The 14,480-nt window shown below is 73.3% G+C and carries 9 protein-coding genes and 5 pseudogenes; 3 read left to right on the top strand and 11 right to left on the bottom strand.

The genetic code is table 11. The features are described from left to right. The first annotated feature begins 80 nt into the window (after positions 1 to 80). The gene (locus ACZ411_RS09840; protein ID WP_464170285.1) at positions 81 to 1,367 is read left to right on the top strand and encodes a hypothetical protein; all 1,287 of its coding nucleotides are present in this window, start codon (positions 81 to 83) and stop codon (positions 1,365 to 1,367) included. 6 nt (positions 1,368 to 1,373) lie between these two features. Here ACZ411_RS09840 and ACZ411_RS09845 read toward each other — a convergent pair whose 3' ends face one another. The 3 genes and pseudogenes from ACZ411_RS09845 to ACZ411_RS09855 form a co-directional block, all read right to left on the bottom strand. After that, the gene (locus ACZ411_RS09845) at positions 1,374 to 1,904 is read right to left on the bottom strand and encodes a hypothetical protein (protein WP_464170570.1); all 531 of its coding nucleotides are present in this window, start codon (positions 1,902 to 1,904) and stop codon (positions 1,374 to 1,376) included. 131 nt (positions 1,905 to 2,035) lie between these two features. Further along, positions 2,036 to 2,206 (bottom strand): annotated as a pseudogene (locus tag ACZ411_RS09850) (hypothetical protein); the annotation flags it as partial. After that, positions 2,179 to 3,228: a ThiF family adenylyltransferase gene (locus ACZ411_RS09855; protein ID WP_464170286.1), complete on the bottom strand. Its 1,050-nt coding sequence runs from the start codon at positions 3,226 to 3,228 to the stop codon at positions 2,179 to 2,181. The pseudogene ACZ411_RS09850 and the gene ACZ411_RS09855, both read right to left, overlap by 28 nt. A 136-nt stretch (positions 3,229 to 3,364) precedes the next feature. On the opposite strand from ACZ411_RS09855, the gene ACZ411_RS09860 reads away from it, so the two are divergent. Then, complete coding sequence (locus ACZ411_RS09860; RefSeq protein ID WP_464170288.1) at positions 3,365 to 5,071, top strand: glycosyltransferase family 39 protein; 1,707 nt, start codon at positions 3,365 to 3,367, stop codon at positions 5,069 to 5,071. 2 nt (positions 5,072 to 5,073) lie between these two features. On the opposite strand, the gene ACZ411_RS09865 is transcribed toward ACZ411_RS09860, so the two are convergent. Further along, complete coding sequence (locus ACZ411_RS09865; RefSeq protein WP_464170290.1) at positions 5,074 to 5,934, bottom strand: alpha/beta fold hydrolase; 861 nt, start codon at positions 5,932 to 5,934, stop codon at positions 5,074 to 5,076. 85 nt (positions 5,935 to 6,019) lie between these two features. On the opposite strand from ACZ411_RS09865, the gene ACZ411_RS09870 reads away from it, so the two are divergent. Next, positions 6,020 to 6,520, top strand: coding sequence for a CGNR zinc finger domain-containing protein (locus ACZ411_RS09870; RefSeq protein ID WP_464170292.1), 501 nt, complete (start codon positions 6,020 to 6,022; stop codon positions 6,518 to 6,520). Positions 6,521 to 6,537: 17 nt separating this feature from the next. Here the strand turns inward: ACZ411_RS09870 and ACZ411_RS09875 are convergent, their stop codons facing one another. The 7 genes and pseudogenes from ACZ411_RS09875 to ACZ411_RS09905 all read right to left on the bottom strand — a co-directional run bounded on the left by ACZ411_RS09875 (position 6,538) and on the right by ACZ411_RS09905 (position 14,294). Next, the gene (locus ACZ411_RS09875) at positions 6,538 to 7,500 is read right to left on the bottom strand and encodes a DMT family transporter (protein WP_464170294.1); all 963 of its coding nucleotides are present in this window, start codon (positions 7,498 to 7,500) and stop codon (positions 6,538 to 6,540) included. A gap of 18 nt (positions 7,501 to 7,518) precedes the next feature. Further along, positions 7,519 to 8,458: pseudogene (locus ACZ411_RS09880) on the bottom strand (4-(cytidine 5'-diphospho)-2-C-methyl-D-erythritol kinase). 10 nt (positions 8,459 to 8,468) lie between these two features. Further along, positions 8,469 to 9,366, bottom strand: a pseudogene (gene rsmA / locus ACZ411_RS09885) (16S rRNA (adenine(1518)-N(6)/adenine(1519)-N(6))-dimethyltransferase RsmA). Between the two features lie 26 nt (positions 9,367 to 9,392). Continuing rightward, a pseudogene (locus ACZ411_RS09890) lies at positions 9,393 to 10,344 on the bottom strand (TatD family hydrolase). A gap of 56 nt (positions 10,345 to 10,400) precedes the next feature. Further along, positions 10,401 to 11,978: a methionine--tRNA ligase gene (gene metG / locus ACZ411_RS09895; protein ID WP_464170296.1), complete on the bottom strand. Its 1,578-nt coding sequence runs from the start codon at positions 11,976 to 11,978 to the stop codon at positions 10,401 to 10,403. Positions 11,979 to 12,180: 202 nt separating this feature from the next. Next, entirely contained in the window at positions 12,181 to 12,348 is a 168-nt protein-coding gene (locus ACZ411_RS09900) for a hypothetical protein (protein WP_464170298.1), read from the bottom strand. A 795-nt stretch (positions 12,349 to 13,143) separates the two neighbouring features. After that, a pseudogene (locus ACZ411_RS09905) lies at positions 13,144 to 14,294 on the bottom strand (bifunctional 2-methylcitrate synthase/citrate synthase). Positions 14,295 to 14,480 lie beyond the last annotated feature (186 nt).

A 14,480-nucleotide genomic window follows, 5' to 3' on the forward strand; every position in this document is an offset into this window, starting at 1 on the left:
GAGGCGCAGCGCGAGGGGCGGTGGGAGACTCAGCAGGTGCCTGCCCGGGCACCACCCGGATCCGAGCTCTCAGGAGCCCCATGGATGACGACGTCCAGCTGATCAGCGACGGAGACGGCCTCGCCGTCATCGGCGAACCGACCGCCGTCGAGCGCTTCCTCGCGACGAACGACCTGCCGAAGGGGCGTGACCTCGGCCTCGAGCGGTTGCGGCCCGCCGCAGGGATGGCGGCGGCCGCCGCGCAGGCCGGCTCGGTGATCGCGGAGAACCACGGGCGCTGGGTCAAGCTCTCCGAGAGGTCGGTGAAGCTGATGCAGGAGAACGCCGGACTCGTGAAGAGCACCAAGTCCGGACTCGACCTCGGTGTCATCCGCGGGCAAGGGGGCCGATTCGTCGACGTCGTCGAGTTCGCGGCCGGGCCGGGCAGGTTCCTGGCGAATCCGGCCTTCCTCGCCGGCGCCGCCGGCATCATGGCGCAGCTCGCGATGGAGCAGGCCATGGACGAGATCAGCGACTACCTCGCCGTCATCGACGCCAAGGTCGACGACATCCTCCGCGGCCAGAAGGACGCAGTCCTCGCCGACATGATCGGCGTGGAGATCGTCCTCGACGAGGCGACGCTGATCCGCCAGCGCGTCGGCCGCGTCTCCGACATCACCTGGTCGAAGGCGCAGGGCACGACGCAGACGCTCGCGCGCACCCAGGGCTATGCCCTCCGCCAGCTCGACGCACTCGCCGAGAAGATGGAGCGCACCACCAAGGTCGATGATCTCGTGAGGACCACGAAGGATGCCGAGAGCACCGTGCGCGAGTGGCTCGCCGTGCTCGCGCGTTGCTTCCAGCTCCAGGACGCAGTTGCCGTGCTCGAGCTCGATCGCGTCCTCGACGCGTCGCCGGAGGAGATCGACGAGCACCGCCTCGGCCTCCGCACGGCTCGGGAGAACCGGTTGGCCGTCATCGGCAGGACGACCGACCGCCTGCTGGAGCGCATGGACGCGGCTGCCGGCACCGCGAACGCGAAGGTGCTGCTCAACCCGTTCGACTCGCGGGCCGTCGTGGGATCCAGCAACCGCGTCGCCACCGGAGTCGTGCAGTTCAACGGCCTCCTCGGGGTCGCCGACGAGCGCGCGTCGCTGGAGGCGCGTCCGTGGCTGGCCGCGGTGGGCGACACCTGGGACTCGGCCCGCGACCAGGGCGCCGAGGGTGTCGATGCGGCCCGCCGCATGGGCATGGCGGCCTTCGGCCGGGGACGCGCGGCGGCCGACGGACTGTCGCTGAAGCTCGCGGCCGGTGCCTTGCGTCGCCGTCGAAAGGACGAGGACCAGCACCAGGACGGGATCGGACCCGCGCCCGACCGCGAGGCCTGACGCCCCTCACCCCGCGACCGCCATCCCCTCGCGCCGCACCGCGTCGCGCAGCAGCGCCTCCACGTCGTCGACGGCCCGCAGGAGGTCCGCCGGCTCGCTCCCCATGCGGGCGACGACGGCGTCGACGCCGCGGAGGCCCGCGCGGGTCAGCAGCTGCTTCTCGTTGGTGATCCACTCGCCGCGGTGGGCGAGGACCGCGTGCGCCGCCATGCTCGCCGCCTCCGCCAGCAGCCCGGCGCACTGGGCGACGCGGCCGTGGCGCGCGTGGCCCTCCCGTGCGTAGTGCAGCGTCATGGCCGCGTCCCCCCACCACACGCCGGGTGCGGCCTCGCGGAGCGCCGGCGGGTACCCCCACGACGGCACCTCCCCGCGGAGGGCGCGGTTCACGCCCACCTCGGCCAGCAGGATCGTGCTCGGCAGGCCCGCCGGGTGGAAGAGCAGCCGCTCGACGGCGAAGCGCCCGGCCACCGCCTCCTCGTGCATCGCCTCGATGGCGTCGAGGTCGCGGTAGTGGACGTCGACCGTGCGGCCGTCCACGTGCAGCGCGCCGCCGCCGTCGAAGATCCGGCCCAGCCGCCGCGCGGGCTGAGGACCCCGGGCCAGCCGAGCGCGCGGAGGCCGTCGGGGTCGAACGACCCGCGGTAGTAGACCGCCACGTCCCAGTCGCTGTCGGGCCGCTGCACCCCCTGGGCACGGGATCCGCCGAGCGCCACGCCCCGCACGCCGGGGACGCCGTGCAGCGCGTCGGCGACGTGCTCCAGGAACGCGTCGTCGTCGAGCCCGAGGACGGGACCGGGCCCGGGGACCGCCGTCATGCCCGCCCCGCCACGCTCCGCCATGCGGCGATGCCGCCGCGCAGGCTCACGGCGTCGCGGCCCGCCTCGCGAAGCGCCGCCGCGGCCGCCCGCGAGCGGACGCCGGAGGCGCAGTAGACGACGACCCGGTCGGCGACGCCGCCGGGCACGGCGCCCGGGTCCACCGTCACGATGCGCACCGGCACCGCCACGTGACCCGGGATGGAGTCGACGAGCCGCTCGTCGGGCTCCCGCACGTCGAGGAGCACGACGGGCTCGTCGGAGGCGAGGATGCGCTCCACCTCCTCCGCGTCGAGCTCGGTGCCGTCGGTGGCGGCGCCCACGCCGCAGAACAGGTCGTAGTCGGCGAGCGCGGTGACCCGCTGGCGACCCTTCGCGCGCTTCACGCCGATGGTGCGGCTGGTGCCGGCGAGCGCGTCGAGCACCACGACCCGGCCGAGGAGCGGCTGGCCCGCGCCCGTGACGAGCTTGATGACCTCGGTCGCCATGAGGGAGCCGACCGTGCCGCAGACCGCGCCGAACACGCCCGCCTCCTCGCAGGAGAGCACGGCGCCGTCGGCGGGCGGGTCGGGGAAGACGTCGCGGTAGTCGATGCCGCGGCCGTCGGGCGCGGCATCCCAGAAGACGGTGACCTGGGCGTCGAAGCGGTACACCGATCCCCACACGCACGGGATCCCCACGAGGGCCGCGGCGTCGCTGATGAGGTACCGCGTGGCGAAGTTGTCGGTGGCGTCGACGACCACGTCGTAGCCGCTGAGGATCCGGATCGCGTTGTCGACCGTCAGCCGCTCCGCGTGCTCCACGACTTCGATCCCGGGGTCGGTCCGGTGCACCGAATCCGCCGCTGACGTGGTCTTCGGTCGACCGATGTCGGGAGTGCCGTGGATGGTCTGGCGCTGCAGGTTCGAGAGGTCCACAGCATCGTCGTCTACTATCCCGAGGGTCCCGATCCCCGCGGCGGCCAGGTACTGCAGCACCGGGGAACCCAGGCCGCCCGCGCCGATCACGAGCACGCGCGCGCGGTCGATGCGGGACTGACCCCCCATCCCGATGCCGGGAAGGGCGAGGTGCCGGGAGTGGCGTTCGCGCCGCTCGTGCGCATCCTGCCCGGAGCCATGACCATCACGGCCCCGCCCCCCGGGGTGCGTGCCGTCCAGATCGACGAGCGGCAGAGACGACCCCATGACAGACCTCCGTACGGACGGCGGACGCGGACCCGCGTCGACCGGATCCAGCGTACGACGGCCCGCCGACGGGACCCGCGGCGGCCGTCCCTCCGGCCCCCTCGGCCGCTTCCACCACCGCCGCTGGGGCGACGCCTGGCTCATCGGCCTGTTCGGGTTCCTCCTCGCGCTCCCCCTCGCCGGGCAGCCGTCCGTCTGGTACGACGAGGCCGCCACGGTCATCTCGGCCACGCGCGACTGGGACGACCTCCTCCGCATGCTCGGCACGGTCGACGCCGTCCACGGCCTCTACTACGCCGTCATGAAGGTGTGGTTCGACCTGGTCGGGTACTCGCCGACCTCGCTCCGCCTCCCGAGCGCGGCCTTCATCGGCCTCGCCGCGGCGGGCGTGGTGCTCCTGACCCGCACCGTCTCCACGCGCGCCACGGGCGTCGTCGCGGGCATCGTCTTCGTCGTCATCCCGCGCTCGGCGTGGATGGGCACCGAGGGCCGCTCGTTCGCGCTCGGCACCCTCATCGCCGTGGCCCTCACGGTGGTGCTCGTGCTGGCGGCCCGCCGCGCCGGGTCGCCGTGGCAGCTGCAGGCCCGGTGGTGGGCGCTCTACGGGCTCATCGCGTGGTTCGGCGCGTCGACCTTCATCTACCTGGCGCTGCTGGTGGGCGCGCACGGCGCCGTCATCCTGTGGGCCGTCGCCTCGGCCCGCGTCGGCCGACGCACCGTGCGTCCCATGATCGTGTCGCTCCTCGGCTGGGGCGTCTCCTCCATCGTCGCCGGGCTCCTCTCGCTGCCGCTCGTCGGCGTGGTCACCGCGCAGTCGGGCCAGGTCGGGTGGATCAAGCCGATCGGCCCGCGGACGCCCAGCCAGGTGGTGCTCACGCAGCTGTTCCCGGAGAACGCGGCCTTCGCGGCGGTCGCCTGGGTGCTGGCGCTCGTCGGGCTCGCGATGCTGGTGCGGCGGGGCGTCCGCCTGGTGCGCGCGCGGCGCCGGTCGACCGCGGAGCCCGTGGGCGAGATCGCGGCCTTCGAGTCCGCGTACCTGCACGCCGGCTGGTCGCCGACGCTGCTGCAGCTCGCGGTCGTGTGGTTCGCGGTGCCCACGATCCTGCTCGTGTACGCCTCGACGCTCACGTCGCCGCTGTACTCGCCGCGGTACCTCTCCTACACGGCGCCGGCCATGGCCATGCTCGTCGCGGTGGGCATCCTGGCGCTGCGCTGGCGGCCCGCCGTCGCCATCGTCACCGCGGGGCTCGTGGCCCTGTCGCTCGTGCAGGTCGCCCACGACCGCGGCACCACGCGGAAGGCCGACGCCGACTGGGCGGGCATCTCCCGCATCGTCACGGAGGAGCGCGCCACGGAGGCGCCCGGCACCGAGGAGGCCGTGATCTTCGGACCCGTGCGGCGCCACCCGAAGGCGACCTCGCGCATCGTCGCCTACTCCTACTCCGACGCCTTCCGCGGGATGGACGACATCCTCCTGCGCACGCCGCCCGGCGACACGGACGGCCTCTGGGAGGAGTCGTACCCGCTCGCCGACCGCGTCGACGAGGTCGAGGGCGCCGACGTCGTGTGGCTCGTCACGAGCGACCGGCAGGACATCCGGCCCGAGGTCGCGGAGGCGCTGACCCCGCGCGGCTTCGTGCGCACCGACGACTGGCACGTGAAGAACGCGAACGTCGAGCGCTACGAGCGGGTCGACGCGGGCTGACCTCAGGCTCGGGGGTGCCACTCCCCGATCGCCGCGACGACCTCGTCGAGGTGGGACTCGAGCAGGAAGTGCCCGCCGTCGAGGAGGTCGATGCGCGCGTGCGGTGCGTCGCGGCGGAAGGCCTCGGCGCCCGCCGCGGCGAAGATCTCGTCGTTCCGGCCCCAGACGGCGAGCAGCGGCACCCGCGACGCGCGGAGCCAGGCGTGCACCGCCGGGTACAGCTCGCGGTTGTTCGCGTAGTCGCGGAAGAGCGCCAGCTGCACGTCGTCCTGCCCGGGGCGGGCGAGGAGCGCGAGGTCGTGCTCCCACGCGTCGGGGTCGACCGCGGACGGATCCGGCACGCCGTGCGTGTACTGCCATTCGACCGCGTCGCGCCCGAGGGCGGGCCGGAGGGCGTCGCGCGTGGCGTCGGTGCGCTCGGCGGCGTCGGCCCAGATCGGGTCCCAGAACGAGGGCACGAAGCCCTCCTCGTAGGCGTTGCCGTTCTGCGTCACGACGCCCGTGACCGCATGCGGGTCGGCGAGCGCCAGGCGCCAGCCGACGGGGGCGCCGTAGTCCTGCACGTAGATCGCGTAGCGGGACACCCCGATGGTCGCGAGGAAGCGGCGGGTCACGTCGGCGAGCGCGGCGAAGGTGTAGTCGAAGTCCTCGACGGACGGGGCGGACGAGCGCCCGAAGCCGACGAGGTCCGGCGCGATGACCCGGAAGCGGTCCGCGAGCGCGGGGATCAGGTGGCGGAACATGTGCGAGCTCGACGGGTAGCCGTGCAGCAGGAGGAGCACGGGCGCCTCGGCGGGCCCGGCCTCGCGCCAGAAGACGTCGAGTCCGTCGACGGAGGCGGTGCGGTGGTGGACCGTGGTCATGGATAACCCCTTTGGCTTGTTTTGGTGGTTAGTCGGACGGTAGCATGGATCCGAGGCGCCACCGGGGCGCGGGGATCGAGGTGCAGTGGACCGCGACGAGGAGCTGCTGCTGGCGCTGCTGAACAGCGCGCCGGTGGTCGACGGCCGGCCCGAGGACCGCCTCGACGGCGCATCCGGCCGCCGGCTCGCCCGCGACTGGGGCGGCACCGGCACCGCGGCAGAGCTCGCCCGCCTCCGCCGCGCACGCGATGCGATCCAGGCCGTCGTCCGCGGGGCCGACACGGCGCCCGCCGCCGTCGCGGATCTCACGGCCGTGGTCGACGGCGCCGTGCGCACGCCGCGCGTCACCGCCGACGGCGTCGCCTGGGAGCTGCGCGTGCCGCCCGACGACCGCCTGCCGGTGGACGCCGTGCTCGCCTGGTCGAGCGTCACAGCCCGGCTGCCCGGCCGCCTGCGCCCGTGCGCCAACGACGAGTGCGCGCTGTTCCTCGTGGACCACAGCCGCCCCGGCACCGCGAGGTGGTGCTCCATGGCGACCTGCGGCAACCGGATGAAGGCCCGCGCCCACGCCCGCCGATCGCGCTGACCGCGGCGACGTGCCCCTCAGCCGTCCGTCGGGGCCGGGGCCTCGGGCGCCCGGACCGGGCGCGGACGCAGCTCGCTGACGACCGTGCCCGCGACGATGAGCGCCGCGCCGAGGATCGCGAGCGCGGGCAGCCGCTCTCCCGCGACCCGGCCGATGACGCCCGCCCACACTGGCTCGGCCGAGTAGATGATCGTCGCCCGTGTGGGCGACACGGAGCGCTGGGCCCAGTTCATCGTGAGCTGGATGAGGCAGCTGCTCGCCCCGAGCGCGACCGCCGCCACGAGCCACACCCCCGAGAACGCCGGCACCGCCTCCCCCGCCAGCGGCATGCACGCGAGCGACAGGGCACCCGCGACGAGCAGCTGCACGACGGTCACCCGCCCGACGTCGACGCGGCCCGCGAACAGGCCGATGAGGATGATCTCGGCCGCGATCGGCAGCGTGCTCACGAGCGTCGCTACCTCCCCCGGGCCCAGCGCGACGCCCTCCTGCGGTCCGGCGACCAGCAGCAGCCCGACGAAGGCGAGCGCCACGCCCACCAGGGCGGGCGCGCTCGGCCGCTTCCGGAAGGCGGCCCACTGCAGGAGCGGCACCAGCGGCACGTACAGCGCGGTGATGAAGGCGCAGGTGCTGCTCGGGATGCTCTGCAGCCCGTAGGTCTGCAGGCCGTAGCCGAGGAGGATCATGACCCCGATGGCCGCGCCGGCGCCCAGGTCGATCCGCCGCATCCCGCGGAGCGCCCGGCGGAAGACGACCGCGCTGATCAGCCCCGCCACGAGGAAGCGGAGCCCCACGAAGAACAGCGGCCCGCTGTGCTCCATCGCCACGTGCACGGCGAGGAACGTGGCACCCCAGATCGCGGTGATGCCGACGAGCGCCCACTCGGGGCGGGACGGCCGGACGGCGCGGGGCAGACGGACGGCGCGAGGCAGACGGACGGCGCGAGGCAGACGGACGGCGCGGGGCAGCGGGGTGCGCACGGGGTGGAGCGCGCCGGGTCAGCCGGTGATGATGCGGGCGCCGTGCACGGGCCCGGTGGCCCGGATGACCGTGAGGCGGGCGGCGCTCAGCGCGATCTGCAGCTCGAGCGCGCTGTCGAGGTCGGCCGCGAGGAAGGCGACCGTGGGACCGGATCCGGAGACGATCCCCGCGAGCGCGCCGTTCTCCTCGCCGAGCTGCAGCACCTCGCCGAGACCCGGAGCGAGGTGCAGGGCGGGAGCCTGGAGGTCGTTGTGGAGGACCTCGGCGAGCATGTGCGGATCCCCCGCCCGGAGCGCCTGCAGCACCCCGGAGTCGACCTGCGGGATCTGCTGCGCGGGGAAGATGTCCTGCGCGTGCCGCTCGCGGTGCTTGTCGAGCTCGCCGTACACGTCGGGCGTGGCGACGCCGAACTCCGCGATGGCGAGCACCCACTGGAAGGTGCCCTTGGCGAGCGCCGGGCTCAGCCGGTCGCCGCGGCCCGTGCCGATGGCGGTGCCGCCCGCGAGCGCGAACGGCACGTCCGCGCCGAGCTCCGCGCCGAGGGCGAGCAGCTGGTCGCGGGTGCGCTCGGTGCCCCAGAGGGCGTCGCAGGCGAGGAGGGTGGCCGCGGCGTCCGCGGATCCGCCGCCCATGCCGCCCGCGATGGGCACGTGCTTCTCGATGCGCAGGTGCACGCCGCCGCGGTAGCCCGTGCTGCGGGCGAGGAGGCGGGCGGCGCGGATGGCGAGGTTGTCGGCCCCGACGGTGAGGTGCGACGTGTCGATGGACCCCGCCGAACTCGACGGAGAAGCCGTCGGAGCGGGTGGCGTACACGTCCTCGTACAGGCTCACGGCCTGGTAGGCGGTGGCGACGTCGTGGTACCCGTCCTCCTGGAGGGCGCCCACCGTCAGCGACACGTTGATCTTGCCCGGGGCCCGCGCGTGCACCACGTCGGAGGTGGTGGCCGCGGAGGTCATGTGCTCCAACCTAGCGGAGGCTGGGAGCCCGTCCGTCACCGTCGCGATCGGCCCAGGCGCGGGCCACGCGGAGGTAGTCGTGGACGCTCAGCTCCTCGCCCCGCGAAGTGGGGGCCACCCCCTCCGGCGACGAGCAGCGCGGACGCCGCCTCGCTGCCGCCGAGCAGCTCCGCGAGGGCCTGGCGGAGCATCTTGCGGCGCTGCTGGAAGGCCGCGTCGACGATCCGGAACGTGCGCTTCCGCAGCTCCTCCGAGGCGAAGGCCTCCGCGTGCCGCCCGAAGGCGACGAGCACGGAGTCGACGTTGGGGACGGGCCAGAACACCTGGCGGCTGACGTTGCCGGCCGTGCGCCAGGCGCCGTACCAGGCGGCCTTGACGCTCGGGGACCCGTAGACCTTCGAGCCGGGGGCCGCGGCGATGCGGTGCCCGACCTCGGCCTGCACCATAACCACGCCCGTGCGGATCGACGGGAAGTGCTCGAGCAGGTGCAGGAGCACCGGGACCGAGACGTTGTACGGGAGGTTCGCGACGAGCGCGGTGGGATCGCCGGGCAGCTCCGCGACGCGGAGCGCGTCCTCGTGCACGACCGTGAGGCGCGCCTCCGGCTGGTACAGGCTCACGGTGAGGGGCAGCTGCTCCGCCAGACGGCCGTCGATCTCGACCGCGACGACGCTCGCGCCGGTCTCGAGGAGGCCGAGCGTGAGGGATCCGAGGCCCGGCCCCACCTCCACCACGTGCGTGCCGGCCTCGACGCCCGCGACCCGGACGATGCGGCGCACGGTGTTCGCGTCGATGACGAAGTTCTGCCCGAGCTTCTTGGTGGGCGCGACGCCGAGGAGCTCGGCGAGGTCGCGGATCTCGGCCGGTCCGAGGAGCGTGGCGCCGGCGGCCGCGGGCGTGGCGGGCAGCGCCGCACCGGGGCCCGAGTCGTCGGTCACGCGCGGCCCGCCGGGTCGATCTCGGCGGGGTCCTTCGCGGGCGACGTGACGGGCTCGTCGTCCCAGCGGCCGTAGACGAGCTCGGTGTTGGAGGAGATCTGCGCGGCGAGCATCGACACGTCGGTGCCGAGGTGCGCGGCCATCGCCCGCAGCGTGTGCGGGATGAGGTACGGCGCGTTCGGGCGGCCGCGGAACGGCACGGGCGTGAGGAACGGCGCGTCCGTCTCCACGAGCAGCAATGAGCGGGGCGCGAAAGGCCAGCGCCTCGCGCAGGTCGTGCGCGTTCTTGAAGGTGACCGTGCCGGAGAACGACATGTACCAGCCGTTCTCGGCGCAGATGCGGGCGAGGTCCTCGTCGCCGGAGAAGCAGTGGAACACGGTGCGCTCGGGGGCGCCGACGCGCAGCAGCGTCTCGACGACCTCGTCGTGCGCGTCGCGGTCGTGGATCTGCAGGGCGATGCCCCGCTGCTTCGCGATCTCGATGTGCGCCTCGAACGAGCGCATCTGGGCGGCGCGGCCCTCCTCGCCCGTGCGGAAGAAGTCGAGCCCGGTCTCGCCCACGGCGCGCACGCGCGGCCGCCCGGCCAGCTCGTGGATCTCGGCCAGCGCATCATCGAGCGTGCCCGCCTCGTCGTACGCGGGCGCCTCGTTGGGGTGGATGGCGACGGCCGCGAGCATGCGCGGCTCGTGGGCCGCGGTCTCCGCGGACCAGCGGGAGGTCTCCAGGTCGCCGCCGACCTGGATCACCCCGCGGACGCCGACCGAGCTCGCCCGGTCGAGGTGCTCGGTGAAGTCGATGGGCGACTCGCCGTCCGCGATCTCGAGGTGCGTGTGGTTGTCGTAGACCGGGACCGTGAGCGCCTCGGGCAGCGGCGGATACGTGAGATCGCGCGTCTGGCCGTGGACCGCGGTGGTGTCGCGCTGGCGCACGTAGTTCGAATCGGACATCCCGCCCACTCTACCGAGGGGAGGATGCCGCACCCCGTGGGGCGCGGCTGCCCCGGTCACGCCGTGGGGGTGGTCGGCTCCTGCTCGATGCGCGGGAACAGCGGGGCCTCGAGCGGCGTGACGACGCCGGATCCGGTCCACTCGTCCGCCAGGTCGATGCGCTGCTGGCCGACGGTGCCGTCGCCGCCGAGCGCCGTCCAGAGCTTCGCGGTGGCGCCGGGCAGCACGGGCGCGAGGAGCACGGCGAGCGTGCCGAGCCCGCGGACCGCGGTGTGCAGGACGGTCTCGAGGCGCGCGCGGTCCTCGTCCTTCTTGGCGAGCGCCCACGGCTCCTGGCTCGTGATGTAGCCGTTGAGCTCGTCGACCAGGGTCCACACGGCGGCGAGCGCCTCGTGGATGGCGAGCCGCTCGATGGCGTCGTCGGCCGTGGAGGCGGCGGCGCGCGCGACGGACAGCACGCGCTCGTCCGCCTCGGTGGTCGCATGCGCCTCAGGCACGCGGCCGTCGAAGTAGCGGCCGACCATGGCGATCACGCGGGAGGAGAGGTTGCCGAAGCCGTTGGCGAGCTCGGCCTGGTAGCGGGCGCTGAGGTCCTCCCAGCTGAACGAGCCGTCCTGGCCGAAGGCGAAGGCGCGCATGAAGTAGTAGCGGAACGCGTCGATGCCGAAGGTGTCGGTGATGGTCTGCGGCACGATGCCCGTGAGCTTCGACTTCGACATCTTCTCGCCGCCGACGAGCAGCCAGCCGTGGCCGAAGACGCGCCGCGGCGGCTCCTCCCCGAGGGCCATGAGCATGGCCGGCCAGATGACCGCGTGGAAGCGGAGGATGTCCTTGCCGACGAGGTGCGTGGCGGGCCAGCGGCGCTGGAAGCGCTCGTCGTCGACGCCGTAGCCGATGGCCGTGACGTAGTTCATGAGCGCCTCGAACCACACGTACACGACGTGGCTCTCGTCCCACGGGATGGGGATGCCCCAGTCGAAGCTGGAGCGCGAGATGGAGAGGTCCTCGAGGCCCCGGCGCACGAACGACAGGATCTCGTTGCGGGCGCTCTCGGGCTGGATGAAGTCGGGGCGCTCCTCGTAGTACGCGAGGAGCCGCTCGCCGAAGTCGCTCATGCGGAAGAAGTAGTTCTTCTCCTCCAGCAGCTCCACCGGCTTGGAGTGGATGGCGCAGACGAGCTGCCCCTCGAACGGACCGGTGCCCTCGAGGAGGTCGGAGGGCTGCTTGTACTCCTCGCAGCCGACGCAGTAGTAGCCCTTGTACTCGCCCGTGTAGATGAACCCGGCGTCGTGGAGGCGCTGCAGGAAGATCGTGACGCTCTCCTCGTGGCGGGCGTCCGTGGTGCGGATGAAGTCGTCGTTGGAGATGTCCACGGCCTCGAGCAGCGGCTGCCAGCTCTCGGTGACGAGGCGGTCTGCCCACGCCTGCGGGGTCGTGTCGTGCGCGGTGGCCGTGCGGAGGATCTTCTGCCCGTGCTCGTCGGTGCCGGTGAGGAACCAGGTGTCGTCGCCGCGCTGGCGGTGCCAGCGGGCGAGCACGTCGGCGGCGACCTCCGTGTACGCGTGCCCGATGTGCGGGACGTCGTTCACGTAGAAGATCGGCGTGGTGATGTAGAAGGGCTCGCCGCGGGACATGGGCTCCATCCTAACGATCGGCGGGAGCGGCCCCGGCCGCGTGGCGGGGTCGCGGCCGACGGGTGAGGAGTACCCGCGGCACCGGCGAGGACCGCGTCGACGGCACTCGTCCGGTCCCCCCGGCTGCCGCGTGGATCCGGAGGACGGGGTGGCCGGCGCACGGAGAGGGTGCGACGGGGAGCCCGCCGCACCCCCTCGGCCGTCACTTCCCCGAGCGCCTCACGGTGATCCGGTAGAACAGGGCGACACCGAATACGAGCAGACCGTACGCGACGATCGCCCATGCCGATCGGATGAGGGAGAAGCAGATGACGCCCAATACGAACGCGGTCGTCGCTGCGGCCCACGGGGAGACACGATCTCGATCCACGGTCGGTTCCACTCCCATCTCAGAGGAACGTGCTGAGGCACCCGAATGCCCCAGCGGCGAGGTACTTGCGTGCGATCGCGGTTGCGAGCCCCTCGCCGACTCCTTCGCCGATGAACAGGCCCGCGACGGCGATTCCCGACGCAGCCAAGCACCGCAATCCCTCGCGAGAGATGTTCCCCTGTTCGGCGAGGAACTGGCAAGACTCGAAGCTGTGACCGTAGTGGCACTTGGCATACGCCAAGTCCGACGCCGTGTCCTGGGCTCGAGCAGATTCAGCGGGAAGCACAGTGACTGCCGCGCCACTGATCAGCGCGCCGGTGAGCGCGAGTCCGAGCAGCGCGAATCTGATTTCTTTCCTCGATCTTCCTTCTCGTTGTCGGTGCCGAGTCGGAAGAGTAGCCACCGGCCGGCGTACGCATGGCGATTCGTCCACGGGCGACACGTGGGTCATGGTCGACGCCGCCGCCGCCGGGGATCGGAGGGGACGGCGGGACGGGGCCGATCAGGAGGACTCCACGCCTCCACGGCTACGTCTGGATGCAGGGACGTCCGGTAGGGCCCGCTCCGTCGCGAAGGGACGACGGCCGAAGAGGAGGGTCGAGGTCGAGGGCTGAGCGGGACGCGTGCTGCGCGGACACCGACCACGCGCACGGCCACCAGCACCAGCACCAGCACCAGCACCAGCACGCGACACCCTGGGACGTGGCGGGCGCGTCTCGCCGTCCGGCTCACGTGGAAGAGGACGACGATGCACGGCGACGGCCCCTCGGTCGCCGAGGAGCACCTGCCTCCCGTTCAGGAGAGGTGGCGCTCGGCGGGACCGTCGTACTCGGACAGCGGGCGGATCAGCGAGTTCGCGGCGCGCTGCTCCACGACGTGGGCCGTCCAGCCGACCACGCGCGCGGCCACGAACAGGGGCGTGAAGGCGCGCGTCTCGAAGCCGAGGAGCGCGTACGCGGGGCCCGACGGGTAGTCGAGGTTCGGCAGGATCCCGGTGCGCTCGGCCATGCCGCGCTCGAGCGCGTCGTACAGCTCCATCGTGCGGGTCGCGGACTCCCCCGCCGCACCGCCCGCCTGCACGCGCACGGCGACGAGCTCGTCGAGCGCGTCCTTCATGGTGGGCACGCGCGAGTCGCCCGCGCGGTACACGCGGTGGCCGAAGCCCATGACCTTGCGCTTCGCGGCGAGCGCCTCGTCGAGCCAGGCCTCCACGCGGGACGCGTCGCCGATCTCCTCCAGCGTCTCGAGGACGGCCTCGTTGGCGCCGCCGTGCAGGGGGCCCTTCAGCGCGCCGATCGCGCCCGTGACCGCGGAGTGCAGGTCGGCCAGGGTCGACGTGATGACGCGCGCGGTGAACGTGGAGGCGTTGAACGAGTGCTCGGCGTAGAGGATCAGCGAGACCTCGAGCGCGCGCGCGTCGGCCTCCGTCGGCCGCTCACCGTGCACCATGAGCAGCAGGTTCTCGGCGAGGCCGAGGTCGTCGCGGGGCCGACCGGCTCGAGGCCCTGGCGGCGCCGCTGGTCGTGGGCGATGAGCACCGGGATCTGGGCGAGGAGCCGCACGGAGCGCTCGAGGTCGGCGTCGGCGGAGTGGTCATCGGGCGTCGCATCGGCCGCGCCGATCGCGCTGACCGCGGTGCGGAGCACGTCCATGGGGTGCGCGTCGACGGGCAGCGCGTCGACGATGCGGAGCACGGCGTCGTCGGGCTGGCGCTCGGCGCGCTCCTGCGCCTCGAAGTGCGCGAGCTCCTCGTCGGTGGGCAGCTCGCCGTGCCAGAGGAGGTAGGCGACCTGCTCGAAGGAGCAGGAGGCGGCGAGCTCCTGCACCGGGTACCCGCGGTAGAGGAGGGAGTTGGTGGCCGGCTCGACCTTGCTGATCGCGGTGGTGTCGACGACGACCCCGGCGAGTCCCTTGCGGATGTCGGCCATGGTGCTCCTTCGCGGCATGCCGCACCGCTGACGGGGCGGATCGGGTCGCCCTCGGGTGCGCTCGTCACTGTATCGGGGCGGGCCTCCCCGGGCGAGGGGTGACGGCCGCCTGCGGTGCCGGTCGCGCCGCTGCCGGCTCGGTAGCCTTCCGTCAGGCCCTTCCCGAGGCGCCGACCGCGCAGCCGCGCCGACCCGTGAGGACGC

The sequence above is a fragment of the Clavibacter sp. AC415 genome (assembly GCF_979252985.1).